Annotated in this window: 24 protein-coding genes and 1 pseudogene; 13 read left to right on the forward strand and 12 right to left on the reverse strand. The window is 67.9% G+C overall.

Annotated features, from left to right (window positions below):
• Positions 1-41: 41 nt before the first annotated feature.
• Entirely contained in the window at positions 42-506 is a 465-nt protein-coding gene (locus tag AC6I6S_RS14710; protein WP_497951155.1) for a MaoC/PaaZ C-terminal domain-containing protein, read from the reverse strand.
• 127 nt (positions 507-633) lie between these two features.
• Between AC6I6S_RS14710 and AC6I6S_RS14715 the strand changes: the two genes are divergently transcribed.
• Positions 634-1,827: a thiolase domain-containing protein gene (locus AC6I6S_RS14715; RefSeq protein WP_497951156.1), complete on the forward strand. Its 1,194-nt coding sequence runs from the start codon at positions 634-636 to the stop codon at positions 1,825-1,827.
• The gene (locus tag AC6I6S_RS14720) at positions 1,824-3,257 is read left to right on the forward strand and encodes a zinc ribbon domain-containing protein (RefSeq protein ID WP_497951158.1); all 1,434 of its coding nucleotides are present in this window, start codon (positions 1,824-1,826) and stop codon (positions 3,255-3,257) included. Before AC6I6S_RS14715 ends, AC6I6S_RS14720 begins: the two co-directional genes overlap by 4 nt.
• A gap of 21 nt (positions 3,258-3,278) precedes the next feature.
• Here the strand turns inward: AC6I6S_RS14720 and AC6I6S_RS14725 are convergent, their stop codons facing one another.
• The 3 genes from AC6I6S_RS14725 to AC6I6S_RS14735 all read right to left on the reverse strand — a co-directional run bounded on the left by AC6I6S_RS14725 (position 3,279) and on the right by AC6I6S_RS14735 (position 5,356).
• On the reverse strand, positions 3,279-4,283 hold the full coding sequence (locus AC6I6S_RS14725) for an ornithine cyclodeaminase family protein (protein WP_497951160.1): 1,005 nt from the start codon (positions 4,281-4,283) through the stop codon (positions 3,279-3,281).
• Positions 4,284-4,323: 40 nt separating this feature from the next.
• Positions 4,324-4,539, reverse strand: a complete 216-nt coding sequence (locus tag AC6I6S_RS14730; protein ID WP_497951162.1) for a DUF8015 family protein — start codon at positions 4,537-4,539, stop codon at positions 4,324-4,326.
• 394 nt (positions 4,540-4,933) lie between these two features.
• On the reverse strand, positions 4,934-5,356 hold the full coding sequence (locus tag AC6I6S_RS14735; RefSeq protein WP_497951163.1) for a DUF3054 domain-containing protein: 423 nt from the start codon (positions 5,354-5,356) through the stop codon (positions 4,934-4,936).
• A gap of 109 nt (positions 5,357-5,465) precedes the next feature.
• Here AC6I6S_RS14735 and AC6I6S_RS14740 point away from each other — a divergent pair, with 109 nt between their 5' ends.
• On the forward strand, positions 5,466-6,140 hold the full coding sequence (locus AC6I6S_RS14740; protein WP_497951164.1) for a J domain-containing protein: 675 nt from the start codon (positions 5,466-5,468) through the stop codon (positions 6,138-6,140).
• A gap of 9 nt (positions 6,141-6,149) precedes the next feature.
• Here the strand turns inward: AC6I6S_RS14740 and AC6I6S_RS14745 are convergent, their stop codons facing one another.
• From AC6I6S_RS14745 to ligA, 8 genes are all read right to left on the reverse strand, one after another.
• Entirely contained in the window at positions 6,150-6,761 is a 612-nt protein-coding gene (locus tag AC6I6S_RS14745) for a toll/interleukin-1 receptor domain-containing protein (protein ID WP_497951489.1), read from the reverse strand.
• Between the two features lie 39 nt (positions 6,762-6,800).
• Positions 6,801-7,166: a DUF8159 domain-containing protein gene (locus AC6I6S_RS14750; RefSeq protein WP_497951165.1), complete on the reverse strand. Its 366-nt coding sequence runs from the start codon at positions 7,164-7,166 to the stop codon at positions 6,801-6,803.
• Positions 7,167-7,229: 63 nt separating this feature from the next.
• Positions 7,230-7,874: a triose-phosphate isomerase gene (gene tpiA, locus AC6I6S_RS14755; protein ID WP_497951166.1), complete on the reverse strand. Its 645-nt coding sequence runs from the start codon at positions 7,872-7,874 to the stop codon at positions 7,230-7,232.
• Between the two features lie 46 nt (positions 7,875-7,920).
• Complete coding sequence (locus AC6I6S_RS14760; RefSeq protein WP_497951168.1) at positions 7,921-8,469, reverse strand: multiprotein bridging factor aMBF1; 549 nt, start codon at positions 8,467-8,469, stop codon at positions 7,921-7,923.
• Between the two features lie 56 nt (positions 8,470-8,525).
• Positions 8,526-9,137 carry a CDP-alcohol phosphatidyltransferase family protein gene (locus AC6I6S_RS14765; protein WP_497951169.1) on the reverse strand — a complete coding sequence of 204 codons (612 nt, stop codon included), beginning with the start codon at positions 9,135-9,137 and terminating at the stop codon, positions 8,526-8,528.
• On the reverse strand, positions 9,134-9,655 hold the full coding sequence (locus tag AC6I6S_RS14770) for an adenylate kinase family protein (protein WP_497951170.1): 522 nt from the start codon (positions 9,653-9,655) through the stop codon (positions 9,134-9,136). The genes AC6I6S_RS14765 and AC6I6S_RS14770 overlap by 4 nt, the downstream gene beginning before the upstream one ends.
• Positions 9,652-10,797 (reverse strand): histidinol-phosphate transaminase, encoded by a 1,146-nt coding sequence (gene hisC, locus AC6I6S_RS14775; RefSeq protein ID WP_497951171.1) that lies wholly within the window; start codon positions 10,795-10,797, stop codon positions 9,652-9,654. The genes AC6I6S_RS14770 and hisC overlap by 4 nt, the downstream gene beginning before the upstream one ends.
• Before the next feature lie 80 nt (positions 10,798-10,877).
• Positions 10,878-12,593: an ATP-dependent DNA ligase LigA gene (gene ligA / locus AC6I6S_RS14780; protein WP_497951173.1), complete on the reverse strand. Its 1,716-nt coding sequence runs from the start codon at positions 12,591-12,593 to the stop codon at positions 10,878-10,880.
• A gap of 116 nt (positions 12,594-12,709) precedes the next feature.
• Here ligA and AC6I6S_RS14785 point away from each other — a divergent pair, with 116 nt between their 5' ends.
• The 10 genes and pseudogenes from AC6I6S_RS14785 to asd all read left to right on the forward strand — a co-directional run bounded on the left by AC6I6S_RS14785 (position 12,710) and on the right by asd (position 22,164).
• On the forward strand, positions 12,710-14,269 hold the full coding sequence (locus AC6I6S_RS14785; protein WP_497951174.1) for a glutamate-cysteine ligase family protein: 1,560 nt from the start codon (positions 12,710-12,712) through the stop codon (positions 14,267-14,269).
• Between the two features lie 547 nt (positions 14,270-14,816).
• Positions 14,817-15,809: a 2-phospho-L-lactate transferase gene (cofD, locus tag AC6I6S_RS14790; RefSeq protein WP_497951175.1), complete on the forward strand. Its 993-nt coding sequence runs from the start codon at positions 14,817-14,819 to the stop codon at positions 15,807-15,809.
• 2 nt (positions 15,810-15,811) lie between these two features.
• Complete coding sequence (locus AC6I6S_RS14795) at positions 15,812-16,564, forward strand: tRNA-dihydrouridine synthase (protein ID WP_497951177.1); 753 nt, start codon at positions 15,812-15,814, stop codon at positions 16,562-16,564.
• A 164-nt stretch (positions 16,565-16,728) separates the two neighbouring features.
• Positions 16,729-17,238, forward strand: coding sequence for a serine O-acetyltransferase (gene cysE / locus AC6I6S_RS14800; RefSeq protein WP_497951490.1), 510 nt, complete (start codon positions 16,729-16,731; stop codon positions 17,236-17,238).
• A 141-nt stretch (positions 17,239-17,379) separates the two neighbouring features.
• Positions 17,380-17,646, forward strand: a complete 267-nt coding sequence (locus tag AC6I6S_RS14805; RefSeq protein ID WP_497951178.1) for a DUF7967 family protein — start codon at positions 17,380-17,382, stop codon at positions 17,644-17,646.
• A gap of 92 nt (positions 17,647-17,738) precedes the next feature.
• Positions 17,739-18,590, forward strand: a complete 852-nt coding sequence (locus tag AC6I6S_RS14810; protein ID WP_497951179.1) for a triphosphoribosyl-dephospho-CoA synthase — start codon at positions 17,739-17,741, stop codon at positions 18,588-18,590.
• A complete protein-coding gene (locus tag AC6I6S_RS14815) occupies positions 18,587-19,231 on the forward strand; it encodes a DUF447 domain-containing protein (RefSeq protein ID WP_497951180.1) in 645 nt (214 codons plus the stop codon). Before AC6I6S_RS14810 ends, AC6I6S_RS14815 begins: the two co-directional genes overlap by 4 nt.
• 142 nt (positions 19,232-19,373) lie before the next feature.
• Positions 19,374-20,585: pseudogene (locus AC6I6S_RS14820) on the forward strand (cation:proton antiporter); the annotation flags it as partial.
• A gap of 180 nt (positions 20,586-20,765) precedes the next feature.
• Entirely contained in the window at positions 20,766-20,957 is a 192-nt protein-coding gene (locus AC6I6S_RS14825) for a 30S ribosomal protein S17e (RefSeq protein WP_497951182.1), read from the forward strand.
• A 166-nt stretch (positions 20,958-21,123) separates the two neighbouring features.
• Positions 21,124-22,164, forward strand: coding sequence for an aspartate-semialdehyde dehydrogenase (gene asd / locus AC6I6S_RS14830; protein ID WP_497951184.1), 1,041 nt, complete (start codon positions 21,124-21,126; stop codon positions 22,162-22,164).
• The last annotated feature ends 15 nt before the right edge of the window (positions 22,165-22,179 follow it).

Below are 22,179 nucleotides of genomic sequence, written 5' to 3' on the forward strand. Positions count from 1 at the left end.
GTCTCCGTCCGATCGGAACCTGTCAGAACCGGATGCGTTCGTTACTCGGAGCGGGTTTTGATCATGAATTTCATGTCGCCCTCGAAGACGACCTCGTCGTCCTGGGTGGTCATCGTGGTGTCGATGACGACGAGTCCGGCGTCGTCCCGGCTCGAGAACTCCTTCGTCTCGACGACCTCCATTGCCAGCGAGATGGTATCGCCCATTCTGACGGGCGCGGGGATGTCCATGTAGTTCATCCCGAGGAAGGCGAGGACGGTTCGCTCTAAGAAGCCACAGCGGTAGACGAAGCCGGTCGCCAGGATGAACGTCATCGGCCCGTGGGCGACGCGCTCGCCGAAGTACTCGTCGTCGGCGTAGTGACGGTTGGTGTGCAGTTCGGTCCAGTCGGCCGAGACCATCGAGTGAACGACGAAGTCCGTCTCCGTCACCGTTCGCCCGACGCTCTGGAACTCCTGGCCCTCCTCGAAGTCCTCGAAGTAGTGCGGTTCGTAGCTGTACGGCATACCCGCGGATTCTCCGGATGCGACCTTTAATTGTGATGGTTCGACGGTGACTCGGTCCATCGGGCCTCCTCCCGCATAGTCCACCGCCTCCAGCACGTATTTCCTGGTTGGCCCCTCAGAGGGGAGTATGCGCGAGGTCTACCTGGCCGGAGCCGGACAGTCGCCCTACGGGGCGTTTCCCGAGGAGAGCTATCGCTCGCTGTTTCGAACCGCCTTCGAGGCGACCGTAGAGAGCGTTCCGAAGGGGCTCGAGCCCGCCGCCATCGACGAGGCCGTTATCGGGACCCTCGGCGTCGGCGGTCGCCAGCTCGGGCTCTCCGGACCCGCAGTCACGGAACACGTCGGACTCCACGGCGTCCCCTGCACGCGCGTCGAGAACGCCTGTGCGGCGAGCGGGTTCGCCGTTCGCCAGGCCGTCCAGGCGATCCGGTCGGGGATGGCCGACGTCGTGCTCGCCGGGGGCTTCGAGGTGATGTCCGACATGAGCGCCGACACGACGAAGTACTGGCTCGGCGTCTCCGGCGAAACCGAGTGGGAGCGACTCTCCGGCACCACGTTCTCGGGGACCTACGCCCAGATGGCGAGCGTCCACATGGAGACCTACGGGACGACCCGCGAACAGCTCTCCCACGTCGCGGTGAAGAATCACGCGAACGGGGCGAAGAACCCCCATGCCCAGCTCGGATTCGAGTGCTCGCTCGAGGACGCCGAATCCGCCCCGGTCGTCGCGGATCCGCTCACCCTCTATCACTGCTGTCCGACCTCCGACGGCGCGGCCTGTGCGCTGCTCGTGAGCGAGGACGTCGTCGAGGAGTACACGGACGACCCGATCAGGGTCGCCGGCGTCGGCGCCGGCAGCGACCGCGTGGGGCTGTTCCAGCGCGAGGACTACGCATCGGTCCCCGCGAGCGAGCGGGCCGCCGACGCGGCCTACGAGATGGCCGGCGTCGGCCCCGACGAGATCGACTTCGCGGAGGTCCACGACTGCTTCTCGATCGCGGAACTGCTCGCCTACGAGGACCTCGGCTTCTGCGAGCGCGGCGAGGCCGGCGACCTCGTCGAATCCGGCGCGACGACACTCGACGGTGACCTTCCCGTAAACACCTCCGGCGGCCTCAAGTCGAAGGGCCACCCGATCGGCGCGACGGGCGCTGGCCAGGTCGTCGAGGCGTTCAAACAGCTCTCGGGAACGGCGGGCGAGCGCCAGGTCGAGGACGCCCAGCGAGGGCTCACCCACAACGTCGGCGGCAGCGGCGGGGCGGCCGTGGTCCACGTCTTCGAGAAGGACGGTGCGGGCTCGAGTACGGGGGTGGACGCATGAGCCCCGGAATCACCGCAATCGGCGCCTACGCGCCGCGGTTCCGGATCAGCGCCGAGGCGTTTCGAGAGGCGTGGGGGCAGTTCCAGGCAGCCGGCATCTCGGAGAAGGCGGTCCCCGCGGCCGACGAGGACTCGCTGACGATGGCCTCCGAGGCAGGCCGGCGGGCGCTCGAGGCAGCCGACCTCGCGGGAGACGACGTCGACTGGCTCGCGTTCGCCACGTCGAGACCGCCGCTGGCCGAGGAGGACCTCTCGGCGCGACTCCGCGCGATGCTCGCGATTCCGGAGACGGCGACTGGCCACGTCTTCTCTGGGAGCACCCGCGCCGGGACGCGCGCGCTCTGGGCGGGGATGGACGCCCTCGAGGCCGGCAGCGCCGATACCGTCCTCGTCGTCGCCGCCGACGCCCCGCGGGGGGAACCCGACGACGGGATCGATCACGCCGCCGGCGCGGGAGCCGCGGGAATCGTCCTCGAGCGCGACGGCCCCACTGCGATCACGGACCGCGCCGAGTACAGCGCGCCGTATCCCGGAACCCGATTCCGCGAAGCCGGGAGCGAGACGACCGAAGGCCTCGGCGTCACTGGCTACGACCGGGCCGCGTTCACCGAAACGATCGGCGGCGCAGTAGCAGGCCTCGAGGACGACGTCGATCCCGACGTGGCTGCGATCCAGGCCCCCGACGGGAAACTCCCCTACCGGGCCGCGGGCGCCGCCGGCGTCTCGACGGACGCGATCCAGGCAGCCGCGACGGTCCACGACCTCGGGGACCTCGGGGCTGCGAGCGTCCCCGTCACGCTGGCGCGGGCGCTCGCGGACGGTCACGACTCGGTGCTCGCCGTTTCCCAAGGAAGCGGCGCGGGGGCGGACGCGTTCGTCGTCGAGCGATCGGGTGAGGTTCCCGCGAACGTCGCTCTCGAGGACGGTGACTCGCTCTCCTATGCCGAATACCTCCGTCAGCGCGGCGTCGTCACCTCGGGCCCGCCGACCGGCGGTGGCGCCTACGTCAGCGTCCCCTCCTGGCGGCAGTCGCTCCCCCAGCGGTACCGGCTCGAGGGGGGTCGCTGCCCTGACTGCGACTCGCTCGCGTTCCCGCCGGAGGGTGCCTGCCCGGACTGCGGCTCACTCGCCGAGTACGAGCCGACCGCGCTCTCCGGGACGGGAACGCTCGAGGCGGCGACGACCATCTCCCAGGGCGGGGCGCCGCCGGAGTTCGCGCCGCTGCAGTCGCGAGCGGGCGACTACGCGGCGGTGATCGTGGCGCTCGAGGCGGCGGAGGGCGAGGGGACCGTTCGGCTCCCGGCGATGGGAACCGACGTCGATCCCGACGCGCTCTCGATGGGCGACCGCGTCGAGACGACGATCCGGCGGCTCTACACCCAGGAAGAGGTGACCCGCTACGGATTCAAGGTTCGACCGGCCGCGGAGTGACGCCAGCGAGCGAAACCGGCGTTACGGCAGTTCGCCGGTCAGCGCCTCGCTCGCCGGAGCAAACGAAATCTCGGTGCCGAGTTCCTCCTCGAGTGCCCGCTCGTAGAGCATGTGGGCCGCAGCCACGGTTTCGATCCCGGTTCCACCGCTGTCGAAGACCGTGATCTCATCGTCGCTCGTCCGACCGGGCGCCTCGCCCGCGACGATCTCGCCTAACTCGGCGTGGACGTGATCTTCGTCGATCATCCCCGACTCGAGCGCCGCGATGAACGAGCCGGCGTCCTGTTGAACCCGCTCGCGCAGGTCAGGGACGTACGTCGCTCGCTCGATCGTGGTCGTATCGAGCTCCCGCTTGTTCGGATGGTACTGCCCCATCGCCGTCACGTGAGTACCGGACTCGAGGTCGTCGCCGTCGAAGACGGGCTCGGACGCCGTCGTCGCGGTGATCACGACGTCCGCACCCTCCAGGGCGGCCGTACTCGACTCGACCGCGCTCACGTCAGCCGCGAGTTGGTCGTCGAAGTCGGTGGCGAACGCCTCGCGGTTGTCGGGAGTCGGAGAAAAGACTCGGACGGCCTCGAACTCGCGGACGGTCGCCGTGGTGTGTAGCTGTCCTCGAGCCTGCGGCCCGCTGCCGATGACCGCGAGCGAGGTGGCGTTCTCTCGTGCGAGCGCGTCGACGGCGACGGCGCCCGCCGCGCCGGTCTTGAACGGGTTCATGCTCGCGCCGTCGACGAGCGCCAGCGGTTGGCCGCTGTCGGCGTCGAACAGGGGAGTCATAAACCAGGCGTCGCCCGCACCGAACCCCGCTGAGTACATGTAGCCGCCCATCGCACCAGTGTCGGGGAGCAACGCGGCGTAGCTCGTGAACATCCCGCCGGGATCGGATCGGTGGAGCGTCTGGCGCGGCTTCGCCGGTGCACCCTCGCCACGCTGGCGGTAGCCGTCGCGGACAGCCTTGACGTACTCCGCTGGCGTTGCAAGTCCAGTAACGTCGTCGCTGGTGAGGAATCGCGAACGAGTCATGCGCGAGAAGAGACGGGCCGGATAGAAAAAGATCGGGAGCCTACTCGGTGTTGACCGGCGGGCGGGGAGCCGGCGACTCGTCGGCCGGCTGGCTGGGTCCGTTGACGAACATCGCGTGTCCCATGAGGCCGATCGCGAACAGTGCGCTGATCGGCACCGCAGTCGTCATGGAAATGCCGACGACAGTGAGCGCAGCGGTGATTCCGAGCAGTGCGACCGGGATAAGCCCAAGAACAATGTCGTAATATCCAGCCATAATCTAACCTATACTATGAGGAATAGGCATATAAGCGTTTCCCATAATCGGCTGGTACTGGATTCATTTCTAATCCGTATTTTGGGCAGTGGATTCTCATAACTTACGAGTTGATTATTGGTATTTGAACTACCATGATTTTACACCGATGCTCGAGAGATTATAATGCGACGGCATTGATAAACTCAGTTATCAGGTTGTTAACCGACGTACTGCGGCGACCTCGAGCGGTCCAGCTCCCTGAGAATCAACCCATCGTCCATAATTATAAATCACCATAGTGGCTCCCGTCGAAAAAAGTCCACGAGAGAAGTGAGCCCCGTTTTCGCGCACCCCTCGGCAGACTGATACGAAACGGCCCACTGATCGAAGGGGACGCACCCGGCGCGAGACGTTACCGTGATCGGGTGATCGCCACGTAGCCGACCCGCCAGCCGACCAGTACGAGCAGTCCCAGGCCGGTCATGACGAGGTTGAACGGCCAGGCGCTGCCGCCGTGAAACAGGGGCGACGACCGCAAGATCAGCCCCACGTTCGTCGCTGCGATCCAGGCGATCGCCGTCACGCGCGCCGTCCGAGCGGTGTCGTGCGTGATCTCGCTGCCGTACGCTCCCGCGAGCGGCGAGATAACGAGCCAGCCAAGCACGAACGGGAGCATCGTCTCGAGGGTGGAGACTGGTGCGCTCAGCGGATCGCCGCCGTGGTCGACGACGCCGACGAGCACGAGCAGCGCGATCAGTCCGAGATCGACGACGGCCAGAAACAGCGTCTCGCGGTCAGCTGTCGGCCAGAACTGACGTGACACGGTCGTGTCCATAGACGAAGTACGCGGCGCCATCCCATGGTTCTCTCGGTTTACGAGCCGGGGGAGCCGGTGTCGGAGACAGGACAGAACTAATATACCACGAATACATACTCGATACCTGATGGCTGTGGCCGACGAGCGCCGGGAGAGGTGCGACGGCTGCGGACGCACCGCCTCTCTCGAGGAGCTAACGGTGGTTTCGATGCCGGGCGGGGAGCACGTCGCCTGCTGCCCAGCCTGTGAGCCCCACGCTCGAGCGGCCGCACAGAAATCGGGATCCCTCGACCAGCAGCGCAGCCCCTGCGACGGCTGTTCCGCTGACGTCCTTCGCCACTCCCTCGAAGACGCCGTGCTCCCGGATGGCACCGTCGTCACCTGCTGTGCGTCGTGTCTCGAGGAGGTTCCTGGCCACGGCGAACCGAGCGACAGCAGCGGCAGTTCGAGCGACCGACGTGCGGACGACTGCCGAGAGACGGGAACGAAGCGGCTGTGCAGTCAGTGTCGCGAGTGGGTCTTCGAGGAGCGTTTTCACGTACGGCTGGTCGACGGCCGTACCGAGAAGCTCTGTCCGGACTGCAAAACGTCCGCCGAAGACGACGGTCTGATCACTGACGTCAAAATGCGAACCGCGGAGGCGCGGTCGGTCCTCAGCGTCGACGCGGACGCAAATCCCGAGGAGATCCGAAGGGCCTTCCACCGCGAGGTGAAACACGCCCACCCGGACCGCAAAAGCGGGAGCCAGTCCGCGTTTTCGCTCGTGACCGAGGCGTACAACCGGTTGACCGAGGAGCGGTAGCGATCCCCGTTAGGCGGGTCCACCGGTCCGGGTGACGAATCCGATCGTCGCCGGATTGAACGCGTACGTCGAGTCGCAGACCTCACAGTCCGTCTCGAGCAACTGGCCGTGTTCTGCCCGCTTCCAGAGTTTCCTCTGGGATTCTTCGAGCGTGAGCGTGACCGGATGGCCGCAGTCCGGAATCGTACACGGGAACCGGATGTACCAGTCGGGCACCGAGAGCGCACCCAGCGGGGCGAGTTCGCGCCGTAGCTGACCCAGCAGGTCGAAGATCGTTTTCGAGAGGTCGGCCCGCTCCAGCGTGACGCCCTCGACGGTTTCGATGAAGCCCCCGCGGAGCGCCTCGGACTCGTACAGCGGGATCACCGGGATTCCCTTCGCCAGCGCGTAGCCAATCTCCTGGTTGATCCAGGGGTCCGTTGCCGACTCGTCCGTGAGCACGGCTACCAGCACGTCGCTGTTCGCGATCCGTCCTTCGAGTCGTCCGCGCGATCGTTCGGCCTCGACCTCCTCGAGGGCGATGTTGACGCTGAACGGGAAGTTCTTGACCGTCGAGAACAGCTCCTGGGTAAGCTCGAGGTCGCGTCCGCCGTGGGAGACGAAGACGTGTTCGCCGGTCATGTCTGTTCCCATGCAGGTGGTAATTAGTTATTACTGTACCTATCTCCCGCTGCCCGCCTGCTCGACCGTCGACAACACGCGCTCGGAGAAGTCGACCTCCGAAAGGTCGTCGTGGAGCCGTCCGAACCAGGCCGCCTCGACGTGCCAGGTTCCCCGGACGTCGCCGTCGGTCGTCGTCGAAACCGCCTCGAGATCCGCTGGGAGCAGGTCCTCGCGTTCGTCAGCGAGGTCGAGGAGCGTTCTGAGGACCGCTCCGACCTCTCGGCTGGTTACGGCGGGCGTCTCGGTGACGACCTCGTACTCGAGGCTGAGGTCGTCGTCCGATCGCTCGAAGTCCGTGACGTAGAGTCCCTCGCCCATGAGGCGGTTCTCGAAGACGACGCCCACCGGTCGCTGGTCGCTCATGGGAACGGGTTCGTCGGCGGGACCGAAAAGCTGTCGGGCTCTCCGAGACGGACGGTGTCCCGGCTACAGCGCGGCGACGAGGTCCTCGAGCGCCGCCGCCGGATCGTCGGCCTTCGCGACGCCGCTGGCCAGCAGGACGCCCTCGCTGCCCAGTTCTCGGGCGGCGGTGACGTCGTCGCCGGTGGAGATTCCCGCGCCACAGAGAACGGACACGTCTTCGTCGACACCCTGAGCGGCCGATACGGCGTCCTCGACGACGTCGGGATCGGCCTGGCTGACCGGGGTGCCGGTGCCGATCAGTTCTGGCGGCTCGACGGCCACGGAGTCGGGGCCGAGCGCCGCGGCGGCGCCGATCTGGGCGGGGTTGTTCGCACAGACGACCGTCTCGAGACCGGCCCGTTCCGCGGCGTCGACCGCCCCGTCGATATTCGCGAGCTTCAGCCGGTGCTCGGAGTGGTTGACGAGCGTGCCGACTGCGCCCGCCTCGGCCATCGACTCGGCGAGCGCGTGGCCGGTGTTGCTGCCGGAGTCGATCGGATCGACGTGCTGGGCCCAGGTTTCGACCCCGGTGTCGGCGACGGCCTCGAGGTGGACCGCCTGCGGGGCGACCGCGATCCGAGCGTCGGTCGTCTCGTTGACGTCGCGCGCGGCCTCGGCGACGGCGATCGGATCACACGGGTACGTCTTCAGGTTGACGAGAACGAACATACCGCCACCGGCGCTCGCCCGAAAGAAATAGGTTTCGTGTTTCGAATTAGTCCTTGCGCTTGACGACGTCGCCGAGCGTGTAACTCCCTGTCGAGGAACCTCCCTCCCACTCGGTGTCGCCGCTCGAGCCCCCGCCGCCGGTGAGACTGATCTCGAGGAACCGCTCGAGTTTCGACTGAAGCCGGTCGCTGGGGAGGGTGTCGCCGCGCTCGAGTTTGCGGATCAGACTCGCCTTCTCGTTGAGTTCGTTCGCGAGGTCGGATTGGCTGAGGTTTCGCTCCTCGCGGGCGTGTCGGATCCGGTCGTCGTAGTCGGTGACGATTTCGTCCATGTCGTCGAACATGTCCGAGCGACGACTCGAGCCGCCGGAACTCGAGGACCCCCGCGAACTCGTCGCCGAACTCGAGGAGCCGCCCGATCCGGAGTCGGAACTCGACGATCCCGTCGAGTACTTCGTGGAGGTGCTAGAGCCCGAGGACTGTGTGACTTCGGTGCCGAAGTCGGTACAGTTCGAACAGACATCCAGTTGCGCGCCCTCGACCTTGATGGTCTTCGGGGACGACGTCTCGGCGCCACACATCTCGCACTGAACCATGGTCGATCCTATATCCCGGCGAGTCATAAAGGATGCGGCGCAGTCGCAAAGCGCGGTCAGTCGAGGGCGGCCCAGGCGTAGAAAAACCGCTGGGCGGCGGTGACGTGGCCGATCACCGCGAGGAAGACGAGCAGCCAGCCGATCAGCGTGAGCCCCGCGTAGACACCCGAGAGTGGGAACGCCAGAAAGCCGACGACGCCGATGATCGCCAGCCGGTCGGCTCGCCCGACGAGGCCGCCGTAGACGCGGTCGAGACCGACAGCCTGGGCCTGGGTGCCGAGGTAGGAGGTCATCACGACGCCCGTGACGGCGAGAAAGCCGAGGAGATAGTCGCCGACCCCGGCCGCCAGCCCCGCGATGACGACGATGTCGGCGTACCGGTCGAGAACGTGATCGAGCAGGTCGCCGCCCGCGGAAGCCACGCCCTGTTCGCGGGCGAGCGCGCCGTCGATGACGTCGAGCCAGCCGTTGAGAAAGACCAGCGCCGCGCCGACGGCGAACCAGACCGGGTCCGCCCACCCGCCGAGAGCGAACGCCGCCGCCGCGGCGATCGCCATCCCGAACGCGAGCACGCTCACCCCGTTCGGCGTCATCCCGACGCGGTCGAAGCCCGCCACGAACGGATCGAGAAAGTCCGAGACGTAGGGTCTGAGCTTGTCCAGCGTCATTGGAGATACCCCACGAAGTCGACCTCGCCTGCAGACGGTTCGCGCTCGCCTGCGACGACAGCCGCGAGTTCCGCGGCGACCGCAGCCGGCTCGAGGTCCGTGGTGTCGATCTCGTACACCGACTCGAGGCCGTGGCGGTCGACCGCTTCGGCGAGGATGACGTCGAGCGCCTCGCTCTCCGAATTTTCACGCGCCTTGGCCTCGCTCTCGCCGCGCTCGAGCAATCGTCTCTCGAGCGTGCTGGGTGCACACCGGAGGACGGCCACCCGATCCGCCGCGAGGTGATGCGAGAGGTGGGAGTCGATCAGCACGTCCTCGCGTCCCTCGAGTCGCGCCGCCAGGGCCTCGAGATCCGCCACCTTGCTGTCGCGGTCCGGGTCGATCTCGGTGTAGAGTTCCTCGGCCTCGAGCACCTCGTTCAGGTGGATCACCTCGAGATCGACTTCGGATGACGACTCGAGTTCGCTCGTCGCGGTGGTCTTCCCGGTGCCGGGCGTGCCGGTGACGGCGACTCTCACGTGTCGGACACCCCCTGTGTGGAGCCGGCGTCCGACGTCGCGGAGCCGATCCCGTCGGACAGCACCCGGTTGAGGGTGTCGACGGCCCGTTCGGTTTCGGCCTCGGTACCACAGGTAATGCGGATACAGCCGGGGAGGCCGAAGCTCGTGCAGTCGCGAACGATCACGCCGCGCTCTTGCATCGCCTCGGCGACGGCGGCGGCGTCGCCGACGGCGACGAGAACGAAGTTCCCCTCGCTGGGCCAGACGCGGCTCTCGATCTCCTCGCGCATGTAGTGCCTCGATTCCGTCGCGGTGTCGACCGTTTTCTCGACGTGCTCGTGATCGCCGAGCGCCGCCAGCCCCGCCCGGCAGGCGAGTTCGCTCGCCGCGAAGGGCGTGTTCACCCGCGCGTAGGCGTCGGCCCAGGCGTCGGGAACGACGGCGTATCCCAGCCTGAGGCCGGCGAGGCCGTAGGCCTTCGAGAACGTCCGGACGACGGTGATGTCGTCGCGGGGGTCAAAGCCACCTCTGCCCTCGATCAGCGAAACGGCGCTGTCGACGTCCGCGAACTCGCCGTAGGCCTCGTCGACGACGACGAGGGTTTCCTCGTTGGTTTCACGGGCGATCCGTTCGACCTCCGGCAGAGCGACGGTCGACCCCGAGGGGTTGTGCGGACTCGTGAGGTAGACGATCCGCTCGCCGTCGTAGGCCGAGAGCACCGACCCGGCGGTCTGTGCGAAGTCGTCCTCGCGCTCGAGTTCATACTCGGCGACTTCGCCGTGGTGAAAGCGGGCGCTCATCCCGTAGTAGGCGAAGCCGGGCGTGGGGACGAGCACCGATTCACCGGGCTCGAGCATCGCCCGCGAGAGGTAATCGAGGACGCCGTCGCCGCCGTTTGCGAGCCACACCTGCGCGGGGTCGACGGCCCAGCGGTCGGCGATGGCGGCCGTAAGGTCGGCGTGGGTCGACTTCGGATACGAGCTGACACCGGGAGCGGCCTCGCGGAGTTCGGTCACCGCCGCCGGTGCCGGCCCGTGCGGGTTCTCGTTCGAGGCGAGTTTCACGAACTCCGAGGGATCGCGACCGAGCTCTCGAGCGACTTCCTCGATCCCCCGACCCGCCTGGTAGGCGACGTGGTCGGACAGGTCACGCGGTTGCATGTCCCACAGGTTCTCGCCGCGGCTCTTAAGGGTAGTCACCTCCGGTCGGGAGCCAGCGGCGCGTCGGTCGGCACTCGTCGTCAGGTCCGAAGCTCGCGGACCCGCTCGAGGCTGTCGGCGTCCGCCAGCTCCTTGTCGTCGCGAACCGTGACGAATCGGGGGAATCGCAGCGCGAAACCCGAACTGTAGGTCGGCGAGCGCTGGATCTCCTCGTAGCCGACCTCGAAGACGACCGCGGGCTCGAGGTCGACCTCCTGGCCGTCCTGGGCCAGAATGTGGGGCTCGAGCAGTTCCGTTAGCTCCGCCAGCGTCTCGTCGGTGATCCCGGTGGCGACCTTCCCAATTGGATCGAACCCGTCGTCGGTGCGCACCGAGAGTTCGAAGGTGCCGAGGAACGTCGCTCGGCGACCCTCGCCCCACTCCGCGCCCGTGACGACGCAGTCGAGGGTTTCGACGTCGGGTTTGCGCTTGCGCCAGTGCTTGCCCCGTCGGCCCGGTGAGTACGTCGAGTCGGGATCCTTGAGCATGATCCCTTCGTGACCGCCCTCGAGCGCGTCGGCGTCGATTTCCTCGATTTCGTCGGGGTCGTCGCTGCGCCAGAGAAGCGAGAGACCCTCGACCGCCTCCGGAGCCGTCTGATCGTCGGCAAGCAGTTTCTCGAGGCGGTCGTGGCGCTCGGTCAGCGGTCGCTCGAGCACGTCCTCGCCGTTGGCGTGCAGGCAGTCGAAGAACACGGGGCGGACGGTGACGTCCTCGCGGGCCTTCGCGACGTCGTGTTTTCGGCGGAAACGCCGCAGCACGTTCTGGAACGGGAGTGGCTCGCCGTCGTCGTCGATCGCGACGACCTCGCCGTCGAGGATAGCGGGCGTCTCGAGGGCCTCTGCGGCGAACTCGACGACCTCCGGCAGAGCGTCGGTGACGTCCTCCATGTTCCGCGAGAAGACCCGCGTCTCGCCGTCAGGGTCGTAGTGTAATTGGACGCGGGCCCCGTCGTACTTCCACTCTACCGCAGCGACCTCCCAGTCGGAGAGCGCGCCGGTGACGGTCCCAGCCTGGGCGAGCATCGCCTGGACGGGGCGGCCGACCTCGAGCCCCATCTCGGCGAGCCCTTCGACCTCCTCGTCTCCGGCGACGCGGGCGACCCGGCCGTAGTCGTTCGACACCTGCAGGGCGTACTCGACGTCCTCGGCGGGCACCGCGAAAGCGTCGGCGATCGCGTCTCGAACCGTCCCCTCGCCGACGCCGATGCGCATCTCCGAGAGGACGAGCCGGGCGAGGTAGCGGGCCTCCTCGCTCGCACAGCGGTTGAACAGCCCGAAGAGGAGGTCGATCTTGCGGTCCTGGCTGCCCGACCCCCCGGCGGCCGCGAGTTCCGCGAGGGTGTCGTACACCTCGACGACGGTGAGTCCGTCGCTCCCGCCATTACCACCGGCCCCGAACGCCGCGAGTCCCTGCTGGCCGCCGAACTCGTAGCTCGCGGCGACCGCGCCGATCTCACCGATCTCGGCCAGTTTGCTCTCGACGTCGTCGGGGCCGACGTTCGTCCCGGCCGCTCGCGCGATCGCTTCGTAGCAGGCGCTGGGGCCGATGTCGAGTTTCGTCGGGTCCCAGGCGGGGAACACCCGCCCCTGAACGAAGCGGGCGACGATCTCGAGCTCCGTCGGCCCCCCGTCCGGGCGGTTTTCGGCGGTCTCGTCCGCCTCGGCGAACAGCTCGCCGACCAGCGCGGTGATCTCGAGGTCGGCGGCTTCGGCGTCGATCGCTCCGGCCCGCTCGGCGAACGTGGCGAACTCCATCGCCTCCCAGTAGGCTCCGACTCTCGTTTAAGGGTTTGCGTTGACACCCGGGGCCGACCGACGACCCTCCGGCCCGAGAACAGATCATTCAAGGCGTTCCGTGTGGCAGTGCCGCCATGGCAGACGAACAACTCGCGGCGCGGGTCGGGGAGATTCTGTCGGTGGACCCCGAAGAGTTTCGCGAGCGGGCGGACGCCGACGCCGAGGTGATCGTCGACGCCGTCGAGGACGGCGTCTTCGACAATCCGCAGGCGATCGTCGGCTTCGAGTACGAGTTCTACGCGGTCGACGCCGACAACAGCGCGCTGATGCGGGTTCCCCGGCGGCTGCTCGAGTTGATCGGCTTCGAGAAGGAACTCGGGCTCCACAACGCGGAGATGACCACGAGCCCACAGCCGTTGAACGCCTACGGTCTCCAGGCCCAGGAGTCGGAGATCAAAGCGCGGCTGCAGACCGCCCTGGACGTGACGAACACCGAAGGGATGCGCCTGGTCAGCGACGGCCTCTGGACGATCCCTCCCGAGGGCGAACGCGCCCGCGAGTACCTTACGGACAGCGTCGAACAGCGGATTTCGATCGGCGACGCCGGCAAGGACGAGCGCACCGTCCGCATCGCGACGAACATGAGCGATTCCGCGCGCTATCACGCGATGGCCAACACCGACCGCGCCGACGCCGCGGGGATGCGAATCGACGCCCCTCACGTCTCGCTCGCAGCCGACACGGTGATGCCCGAGAGCCTCATCACCTCGATTCAGCCCCACTACCAGGTTCCTCACGCGCCGGATCTCCCGGTGTACTTCAACTACGCGCTGCGGATTGCGGGGCCGCTTCTCGCCCTCGGCGTCAACTCGCCGTTTTTCCCGCCGGATCTGTACGACGAGGAGGCCACTGCCGAAGACGTTCTCCGGGACGCCTGGATGGAACACCGGATCAGCGTCTTCGAAACCGTACTCAACGCCCCCTCCACCGGTGCCGGAAAAGTTCGGTTCCCCCGCGACCTCGAGTCGGTCGAAGACGCCGTCAGGCGAATCGCCACCGACGACACGCTCGTACCGATGCCCGTCGGCGAGGGCGAGCGCTTCGACGACGGGTTCCGTCACTTTCGGCGCAAACACGGTACCTACTGGCGGTGGGTTCGGCCGGTGTTCGGCGGCCCGACCCGTTCAGCCGCGAACGCCCGCATCGAGTTCCGGCCCGTGGCCGCCCAGCCCACCGTGCGGGACTCGGTCGCCTTCCAGGCCGCCTTCGCCGGCCTGCTCGAGAGCCTCACCCGCCTCGAGCACCCTGTCGTGGAACTCGACTGGGAACTGGCCCAGGAGAACTTCTACGCGGCCATGCGCGACGGGCTAACCGCGAACCTGACCTGGATCACGAACGACGGCCAGGAGACGACCGACCGCGAGCGGCTGTACGAAGATCTGCTCGCCCACGCCGAGGACGGGCTGACGAACCGTGGGCTCTCCGAGGAGGAGGCCGCCAGATACCTCTCCCCCCTCCGCCAACGGGTCCACCAGGGTCTGACCCCCGCCCGCTGGAAGTACCGGGAGGTGGCCACTCGAGTCGAGGCGGGCTCGAGCCTCGAAGACGCCGTCTCGGCGATGCAGCGGCGGTACGTCGACCGCCAGCGGGAGACGCTTCTCGAGGGGAGTTTCGCCGACTGGATCGACGAGTAGGGTAGACCCGCGCTCGTCGACAGTACTCACCCCCGTCGACTCGACTTCCGGCCTGCCATGTCAGCGTACCGGCTGGCACAGTAGGAAGTGGAGCCCCCGACCGCCCCCGGCTGGCTCGAGTCAACGGACGACGCTTCGCGTCGTCCGGGCGTCGCGGAAGCGAGCGTCCGTTCAGGGCCTGGCCGCGCGTTCTCTTCGATCACCTGAGGTCCCCCAGTTCCCAACCGTCTCGAGCTACGAAAAGCGCTTTGCGCCCTTCGAACGTCGAGAACGCGAGCGTTCGCTCGACCAGCCGGCCCCTCTCAACCCACCCGATCTGCCTCCCCCTCCCCAGCCGAGCGGCTCGCTTCGCTCGCCGCCCCCTCGCGCAGTTTCGGCGGACGGCCCCGCCGCGGGGCCGTCCGCCAGCGCGCGCCGCGTGAGCGGACCCAGTGAAGTTTACGACGAGCGGCTCTCTCGGACCGGAGTGGAGAGCCGCTCGAGTACCATTTGCGACAGTGCAACGCAGGTCACAACTGATTAAGCCTCCCCGCCGATACTGGGGCACATGGTTACGTTTCTCTCCGGGGGAACCGGGACGCCGAAGCTGTTAGACGGCGCTGGGGCCGCCTTCTCTCCGGAGGAGACCACGGTCGTCGCGAACACTGGTGACGACCTCGAGTTAGGCGGGCTGTTCGTCTCGCCCGATGTCGACACGCTGCTCTTTCAGGGCGGCGGGGTGCTCGACCGCGAGAAGTGGTGGGGAATCACCGGCGACAGCCACCGGACGAACGCGGCGCTGATGGAGCTCGCCGAGCGGGCCGATCTCCCCGGGGGACCACAGTACCTCCCCGACGAACGGCAGACGACGGGCCGAGAGATAGCGCGCTGGCGCCGCTTTTCGGGAATCGCGGAGTTCATGACGATCGGTGATCAGGATCGAGCGGTCCACATCACGCGCACCAGTCTGCTCGACCAGGGCCATAGCCTCTCGGAGGCGACCCGCCGGCTCGCGGACGCGTTCGGGCTCTCGGTCGATCTGCTCCCGATGAGCGACGACCCCGTCGCCAGCCTCATCCACACCCCCGAGGGCGTGATGCACTTCCAGGAGTACTGGGTCGGCCACCGGGGCGAACCAACCGTCGAGAACGTCGAGTTCCGCGGTTCCTCGAGCGCCGATCCCGCGCCAGGGGTGCTCGACGCCCTCTCTGACGCCGTCGTCATCGGCCCCTCGAACCCCGTCACGAGCATCGGCCCGATGCTGTCGATGCCCGAATTCGCTGCCGCGCTCGAGGAGACCACCGTCGTCGCCGTCTCGCCCTTTCTCGGCGATGACCCGTTCTCGGGCCCCGTCGCCGACCTGATGGGGGCCGTCGGCGCCGACCCCAGCACGGCGGGACTCGCCACCGCCTACCCGTTCGCCGACGCGTTCGTCATCGACGACGACGACGACACCGAATTCGACCGGCCGACGGTACGCACCGACATCAGAATCAACGACGGCGAAGACGCGACACGCGTCGTCGGCGCCGTGACCGACGCGATCGATCTCGTCACCTAACGATGTTCGAACCCCCACTGCTTCTGGCGAGTCTCAGCGGACAGTCCGATGCCGAGTGGGCGCAAGCGGGGAGCGAGTACGCCGGCGGTGCGATCCTCGGCGGCATCGCCCTCGACGCGGCTGCCCGCGAGGCTGCCCGCGACCTCGTCGCCCGCGGGCGCGACGAGTTTCTTCCGGACGACCCGCTCGCGTTCGTGGATCGGGAGCTTGCGGTCCTCGAGGACGCACCCCTCCAGGCGGGGTTCAACGTCCGCAGCGCCACCCTCGACCCGATCCCCGAGGCGGCGCGGATCTGCCGCGATCGGGGGGCGGTGCTCGAGATCAACGCCCACTGTCGCCAGGACGAACTCTGTGCCGTCGGCTGCGGCGAGCGCCTGCTCCGGGATAGGGAACGACTGTGCCGGTACGTCGAGGCTGCCAGCGAAACGGGTGTCACCACCGGCGTGAAGGTCCGCACGGAGGTGCCGGGGGTCGACCTCCCGGCGCTCTGTGCCCGTCTCGAGGCCGCGGGGGCGTCGTACGTCCACGTCGACGCGATGGACTCCGAGCCCGTCGTCGCGGCGGTGGTCGCGGCGACCGACCTGTTCGTGATCGCCAACAACGGCGTTCGCGACGCGGAAACGGTCCGGGAGTACCTCGAGTACGGCGCCGACGCGGTCAGCGTGGGGCGGCCGAGCGACGATCCGGTCGTCCTCGAGCGGGTGCGGCGAGCGGTCGATCGGCTGTCCGAGCGACAGAGCGCGGCAGAACCGTAGCGCAGACGCTGCTGGACGATAAGACAGACGCCGATTTTTGTCCCCTCGACGCGTTATCTCCGTATGGCGCGGTATCTCCGCACGACGATTCGCGACGAGCGCTGTCGAACCGAGAGCGATTCCCCAGCGGCGGAACGCACCGCTCGAGGCGTCGACCGATGACGGTGATCCGACGCGTTCGCGAGGACGTTCGGGCGATGCGCGAGCGCGATCCGGCGGCAAGAGGGGGACTCGAGGTGCTGCTGTGCTATCCGGGTCTGCACGCGGTGTGGGCGCACCTGCTGGCCCATCGGCTCTGGGAGCGCGACCGCCGGCTCGCCGCCCGGCTGCTGTCCCACGTCGTTCGCGCGCTCACGGGCGTGGAGATCCACCCGGCCGCCTCGATCGGACGGCGGGTGACGATCGATCACGGGATGGGCGTCGTCATCGGCGAGACGGCGGTCGTCGGCGACGACGTCCACGTGTACCACGGGGTGACCCTCGGCGGGATGAACGAGCGGCGCGTCAAGCGCCATCCTACGATCGAAGACGGCGTCCGAATCGGGGCGAACGCGACGCTGCTCGGGGACGTTACCGTCGGCGAGGAGGCGGTCGTTGGCGCGGGGGCCGTGGTCCGCTCCCCGGTCGATCCAGGGGCGACCGTGGTCGGGGTTCCGGCTCGCCCGCTCGAGTAAGGGAGGGCGATAGCACGGTTGTTCCGGGTCGCAAGCTCCGCTTGCAACCTCTGGTCGTACGTTTCGACTCCGCTGTGAGCGGTGGTGGAGACGCGTTCAGAAGGCCAAATGACTACACTCGCGGCCCTCGTTCGTGTGGCCATGCCAGCGGAATCAGACGACGTTCGCGTGTGGCTCGTCGAACGCGGCTACACCAGTCGCAATCTTATCGTTCTCAAGTACGCGACACCCGACGGCGGTCGGGTCTACCGGCGGGAGGTCGCATCACAGGCGCTGGAGACGGTGAGCGCCGCCAAGGACGTCTCTCCCCACAATCTCGAGACCGTTTCCGAGACCGCGGTACAGGAACGGTACGCCGACGAAGTCACGCGAATGTCGGCCAACCACGACCCCGACGATCCGGTTTGAGAGCCACCTGCGACAGCCGTGGTCCGCTGTCGAGCCCTCGACAGACTGCGGTGGCTACTGCTAAGTCCGTTCGGCACGCACGACTCGACAGCATGCGAACGCCCGACCAGAACGCGGAACTCGCGCTCTTACTCGAGGTCGCCGGCACCCCGAAGCCGGGGAACGTCGACCGCCACCGCGACCTGCCCGACCTCCGGTTCGAGCACTTTCTCGCGGGCGCGGTCGGCGCCCGCCCGGGTCTCGAGGCGGCCGCAAACGGCGCCGCGGTCGGCCCCGCCTTCGAACGGGGCGTTGCGGGGATGGCCGAGCAGGGCGGGGGGAACACCCAGTTCGGCGCGCTCCTGTTGCTCGTGCCGCTGGTCCGCGCCGCGAGCGAGGACCTCGCCCAGCCCGTTCTCGAGTCAGTGCTCGAGGAGACCACCGTCGCCGACGCCGCCGCGTTTTACCGCGCGTTCGAGCACGTCGACGTCTTCGTGAGCGAGCCGCCCGAGGATCTCGAGGCGCTCGACGTTCGCCGGGGAAGCGAGGCGATTCCGGTCCTCGAGGAGCGCGGGCTCACCCTGCTCGACGTGATGGACCGGTCGGTTCCCGGCGACGACGTCGCCCGCGAGTGGGTCACCGGCTTCGAGCGGTCGTTTACCGCGGCCGAACGGCTCGCGGCGGGCGAGGGTCCGCTGACCGATCGCGCCGCCGCGGCGTTCCTCTCCCTGCTCGCCGAGCGCCCGGACACGCTGGTCGTCAAGCGCCACGGGGAGGCGGTCGCCCGCGAGGTGACCGACCGAGCCGCGGAACTCCACGAGGACGGGGCACCGACCGCGGACCGCGACCGCGTCGAGTCGTTCGCGGACGAACTCGTCGAACGCGGTGTTAACCCCGGGACCACGGCGGATCTCACCGCCGCCGGGCTGTTCGTCGCCCTCGAGCGCGAGGCGGTCGAGCTATGACGGGCGGCGACGGTCCGGCTGCGGAACCCGGAAACGGGGATGAACTTGTGAACTGGCCGGTCGCGCTGGATCGAGTCACCGAGTCGATCGTCACCACGCTCGGTCCGAACGGGCTGTGGAACGCCGCCGCCCTCGGGCTGTTCCCCGGCGAACCGGTCACCGCGCGAACCTGGGGGAACACCCGGACCCGCCGAAACTTCCACCGGCAGGGCGAGGGGTGCGTCCAGTTCTCGAGCGACCCCGTCGACTTCGTCGACGCCGCGCTGTCGATCGTCGAGTTCGAGGAACCGGTGCTCGAGTCCGCGGACGCCTGGGCCCGAGTGCGTGCCGAGCGGGTCGATTCGGGAACCGACGGGGAAACGCGGTGGGAAGCCTGGACGCTCGAGCCCGTCGAGTCCGCCGTCGAGCGGAAGACGGTGCCGACGATCAACCGCGGCTTCGGAGCCGTGATCGAGGCGACCGTCGCCGCGTCGCGCCTCGAGGTAGCGGGGTACGACGAGGGGGCGCTCACCGACCGTCTCGTACACTGCGTCTCGGTGGTCGGCCGGACGGGTGGGCCGCGCGAACGAGAGGCGCTGTCGCGGGTCCGCAGGTACTCGAGCTGGGAACCGGAGGCCGCGGACGACCACGGCTGGCTGTAACTCGAGGGGGAGTACGGCCGTCGCGGAGTCCCCACGATGCGGGTAGAGGATTTTACCGCTGGAAGTAGTAGGTCGTGTTTCATGTTGGCAGTGGTACCCGACAGGGACGCTTCCGGGTGGCTCCGGGGAGGTCGATGAGCCGGTGTCCGTACACGTCGACCTCGACCTCATCGCGCTCGTCGCGGCGATCGTCGGCCTCGGCGTCGTCGCTCAGTTCCTCGCGGCGAAGTATCGCGTGCCGAGCGTACTGTTTCTCATCGTCGCTGGTATCGCAATCGGCCCGGAGGGGATCGGCGTCGTCTCGGCCGACACCTACGGAGACGCCCTCTCGACCATCGTCGGCGTCAGCGTCGCGATCATCGTCTTCGAGGGCGCGTTCCGCCTCGAGGTCGACGCCCTCCGGGGCGCGACGAAAGCGGTCGGTCGGCTGGTCACGATCGGCGCGGCGATGGCGTTCGTCGGAACCGCGGTGACGGTCCGGCTCCTGCTCGGGGCGAACTGGGACGTCGCCCTGCTCGTCGGCGCGTTACTGGTCGCGACCGGGCCGACGGTGATCACGCCGATTCTGGCGGTGGTTCGGGTCCGCGAAGCGGTCGCGACGACCCTCGAGACCGAGGGGATCGTCAACGACGTCACCGCGGCGATCCTCGCGATCGTCCTCTTCAAGGGGATGACGGCTCGCGAACTGTCGCCGGAGGGCTACCTCCTCCTGTTCGGCCAGCGCCTCGGGATGGGGATTTTTGTGGGCCTCGTGATCGCGGGCGTCGTCTGGCTCCTCCTCACGCGGGTCGAACTCCCCCCGGATTCGGCGCCCCAGGTGGCCCGATTGCTCGCCCTCGCTGCCGCGGTCGCTGCCTTCGCGATGGCCGACTCGGTGTTCTCGGAGGCCGGTATCGCGGCAGCGGCGACCGCGGGGTTCGTTCTCGGCAACCTCGAGTTACCCTACGAGGAGGGGATCCGTCAGTTCAAACGAGACGTGACAGTCCTCGTCCTCTCGTTCGTCTTCATCACGCTCGCGGCGCTGCTCGAGTTCTCGGAACTGGCTGCACTCGGAATCGCCGGACTCGCAGTCGTCGCAGTGCTGATGTTCGTGCTCCGCCCGCTGCTCGTCTTCGTCTCGACGATCGGTTGCGGGTTCACGACCCGCGAGCGCCTGTTCATCAGCGCGATCGGCCCCCGCGGGATCATCCCCGCTTCGGTCGCTACGCTGTTCGCTATCCGGCTCGAGACGGCTCCCGCGCCGACGGACCCCGCGGGTGCTGACATCTTGCTCGGGACGGTGTTTCTCGTTATCCTCGTGACCGTCGTCCTCGAGGCGGGATTCGCAAGGCGGATCGCCGCCGCACTCGGCGTGGCGGAGCCAGAGCGCGCCCCCGAGTCGGACGCGATTCGCGACGCCTAACCGGGTCGGCGACCGCCCCCGGTGATCGGTTTCCGCGGCGGCGCCGTCGCCTCGAGCGCCAGTCATCTGGCGCGGCGGATCGATTCGGGAGAAATGGTGTCTATTAAGGCCCTCTGGAAGATAGCTTCCGCCATGGCAATCAAACCGGCCTACGTCAAGAAGACCGGGAACCTCCTCCTGGAGCGGTACCCGGACGCGTTCACGACCGACTTCGAGCAGAACAAAGACAGCGTCACGAAGCTCACCAACATCGAGTCGAAGGGCGTGCGCAACCGGATCGCGGGCTACGTCACCCGCAAGAAGGGCGCGCAGGTCCCGGCCTGAACCGACGAATTCTCGAGTCTCGCAGCTCTCGCGAGCCGCGGCTATTTTCCGCAGTCTGGAGACCCGCGCGGACGCCGCGTTCGCGGAAACGTTCCAACGGCGAAGAACCGCCGCAAACCGTGACGTCACCCAAACGGTTTTGCGCTCCCGGTTCCGAGGCCCGCTAATGGCAGTACGAGTTGGCGTTCTCGGCGCGACCGGCGCCGTCGGACAGCGACTGATCGAACTTCTCGACCCGCATCCAGACTTCGAAATCGCAGCCCTCACCGCGAGCGACGACAGCGCGGGCAAACCGTACCGCGAAGCGGCGAAGTGGCGCGTCAGCAGCCCGATCCCCGACGACGTCGCGACGATGACCGTCGGCGCGACCGAACCGGACTCGATCCCCGACGACGTGGAGCTGCTGTTCTCCTCGCTTCCCTCGAGCGTCGGCGCGCAGGTCGAGCCCGCCTTCTGCGAGGCTGGCTACGTCGTCTCCTCGAACTCCTCGAACGCGCGGATGGCAGCCGACGTCCCCCTCGTGATCCCCGAGGTCAACGCCGACCACCTCGACCTGCTCGAGGTCCAGCGAGACGAGCGGGGCTGGGACGGCGCCCTCGTGAAGAATCCGAACTGCTCGACGATCACGTTCGTTCCCACACTCGCCGCGCTCGCCGAGGCAGGGTACGGACTCGAGCGGGTCCACGTCGCGACCCTGCAGGCGGTGTCGGGAGCGGGCTACGACGGCGTCAGTTCGATGGAGATAATCGACAACGCCATCCCCCACATCGGCAGCGAGGAGGAGAAACTCGAGACCGAGTCCCGCCGACTCCTCGGCGAGTTCGACGGCGCGGAGATCCACGACGACGACGTAGCGGTCGGGGCTTCGTGTAACCGGATTCCGACCATCGACGGCCACCTCGAGAACGTCTGGGTCGAGACCGCAGACGACCTCTCGCCCGAGGACGCGGCGGCTGCGATGCGAGAGTACCCCTCGCTGGACCTCCGGTCGTCACCCGACCCGCTGATCCACGTCTTCGACGACCCGGACCGGCCACAGCCACGACTGGATCGCGATCTTGGTGACGGGATGGCGATCGCCGCGGGCGGGCTGCGAGAGTCGACGTTCGGATTGCAGTACAACTGTCTGGCCCACAACACCGTCCGGGGCGCGGCGGGCGCGAGCGTCCTGAACGGGGAGCTGTTGCTCGAGAACGGGTATCTCTGAGCCCAGGATCGGCCC

It is taken from the genome of Natrononativus sp. DTA114 (assembly GCF_059736515.1).

Coding starts and splice junctions, on each gene's coding strand:
- AC6I6S_RS14710 (WP_497951155.1), bottom strand. CDS start 506: ATGCCGTACAGCTACGAACCGCACTACTTCGAGGACTTCGAGGAGGGC.
- AC6I6S_RS14715 (WP_497951156.1), top strand. CDS start 634: ATGCGCGAGGTCTACCTGGCCGGAGCCGGACAGTCGCCCTACGGGGCG.
- AC6I6S_RS14720 (WP_497951158.1), top strand. CDS start 1,824: ATGAGCCCCGGAATCACCGCAATCGGCGCCTACGCGCCGCGGTTCCGG.
- AC6I6S_RS14725 (WP_497951160.1), bottom strand. CDS start 4,283: ATGACTCGTTCGCGATTCCTCACCAGCGACGACGTTACTGGACTTGCA.
- AC6I6S_RS14730 (WP_497951162.1), bottom strand. CDS start 4,539: ATGGCTGGATATTACGACATTGTTCTTGGGCTTATCCCGGTCGCACTG.
- AC6I6S_RS14735 (WP_497951163.1), bottom strand. CDS start 5,356: ATGGACACGACCGTGTCACGTCAGTTCTGGCCGACAGCTGACCGCGAG.
- AC6I6S_RS14740 (WP_497951164.1), top strand. CDS start 5,466: ATGGCTGTGGCCGACGAGCGCCGGGAGAGGTGCGACGGCTGCGGACGC.
- AC6I6S_RS14745 (WP_497951489.1), bottom strand. CDS start 6,761: ATGACCGGCGAACACGTCTTCGTCTCCCACGGCGGACGCGACCTCGAG.
- AC6I6S_RS14750 (WP_497951165.1), bottom strand. CDS start 7,166: ATGAGCGACCAGCGACCGGTGGGCGTCGTCTTCGAGAACCGCCTCATG.
- tpiA (WP_497951166.1), bottom strand. CDS start 7,874: ATGTTCGTTCTCGTCAACCTGAAGACGTACCCGTGTGATCCGATCGCC.
- AC6I6S_RS14760 (WP_497951168.1), bottom strand. CDS start 8,469: ATGGTTCAGTGCGAGATGTGTGGCGCCGAGACGTCGTCCCCGAAGACC.
- AC6I6S_RS14765 (WP_497951169.1), bottom strand. CDS start 9,137: ATGACGCTGGACAAGCTCAGACCCTACGTCTCGGACTTTCTCGATCCG.
- hisC (WP_497951171.1), bottom strand. CDS start 10,797: ATGCAACCGCGTGACCTGTCCGACCACGTCGCCTACCAGGCGGGTCGG.
- ligA (WP_497951173.1), bottom strand. CDS start 12,593: ATGGAGTTCGCCACGTTCGCCGAGCGGGCCGGAGCGATCGACGCCGAA.
- AC6I6S_RS14785 (WP_497951174.1), top strand. CDS start 12,710: ATGGCAGACGAACAACTCGCGGCGCGGGTCGGGGAGATTCTGTCGGTG.
- cofD (WP_497951175.1), top strand. CDS start 14,817: ATGGTTACGTTTCTCTCCGGGGGAACCGGGACGCCGAAGCTGTTAGAC.
- AC6I6S_RS14795 (WP_497951177.1), top strand. CDS start 15,812: ATGTTCGAACCCCCACTGCTTCTGGCGAGTCTCAGCGGACAGTCCGAT.
- AC6I6S_RS14805 (WP_497951178.1), top strand. CDS start 17,380: ATGCCAGCGGAATCAGACGACGTTCGCGTGTGGCTCGTCGAACGCGGC.
- AC6I6S_RS14810 (WP_497951179.1), top strand. CDS start 17,739: ATGCGAACGCCCGACCAGAACGCGGAACTCGCGCTCTTACTCGAGGTC.
- AC6I6S_RS14815 (WP_497951180.1), top strand. CDS start 18,587: ATGACGGGCGGCGACGGTCCGGCTGCGGAACCCGGAAACGGGGATGAA.
- AC6I6S_RS14825 (WP_497951182.1), top strand. CDS start 20,766: ATGGCAATCAAACCGGCCTACGTCAAGAAGACCGGGAACCTCCTCCTG.
- asd (WP_497951184.1), top strand. CDS start 21,124: ATGGCAGTACGAGTTGGCGTTCTCGGCGCGACCGGCGCCGTCGGACAG.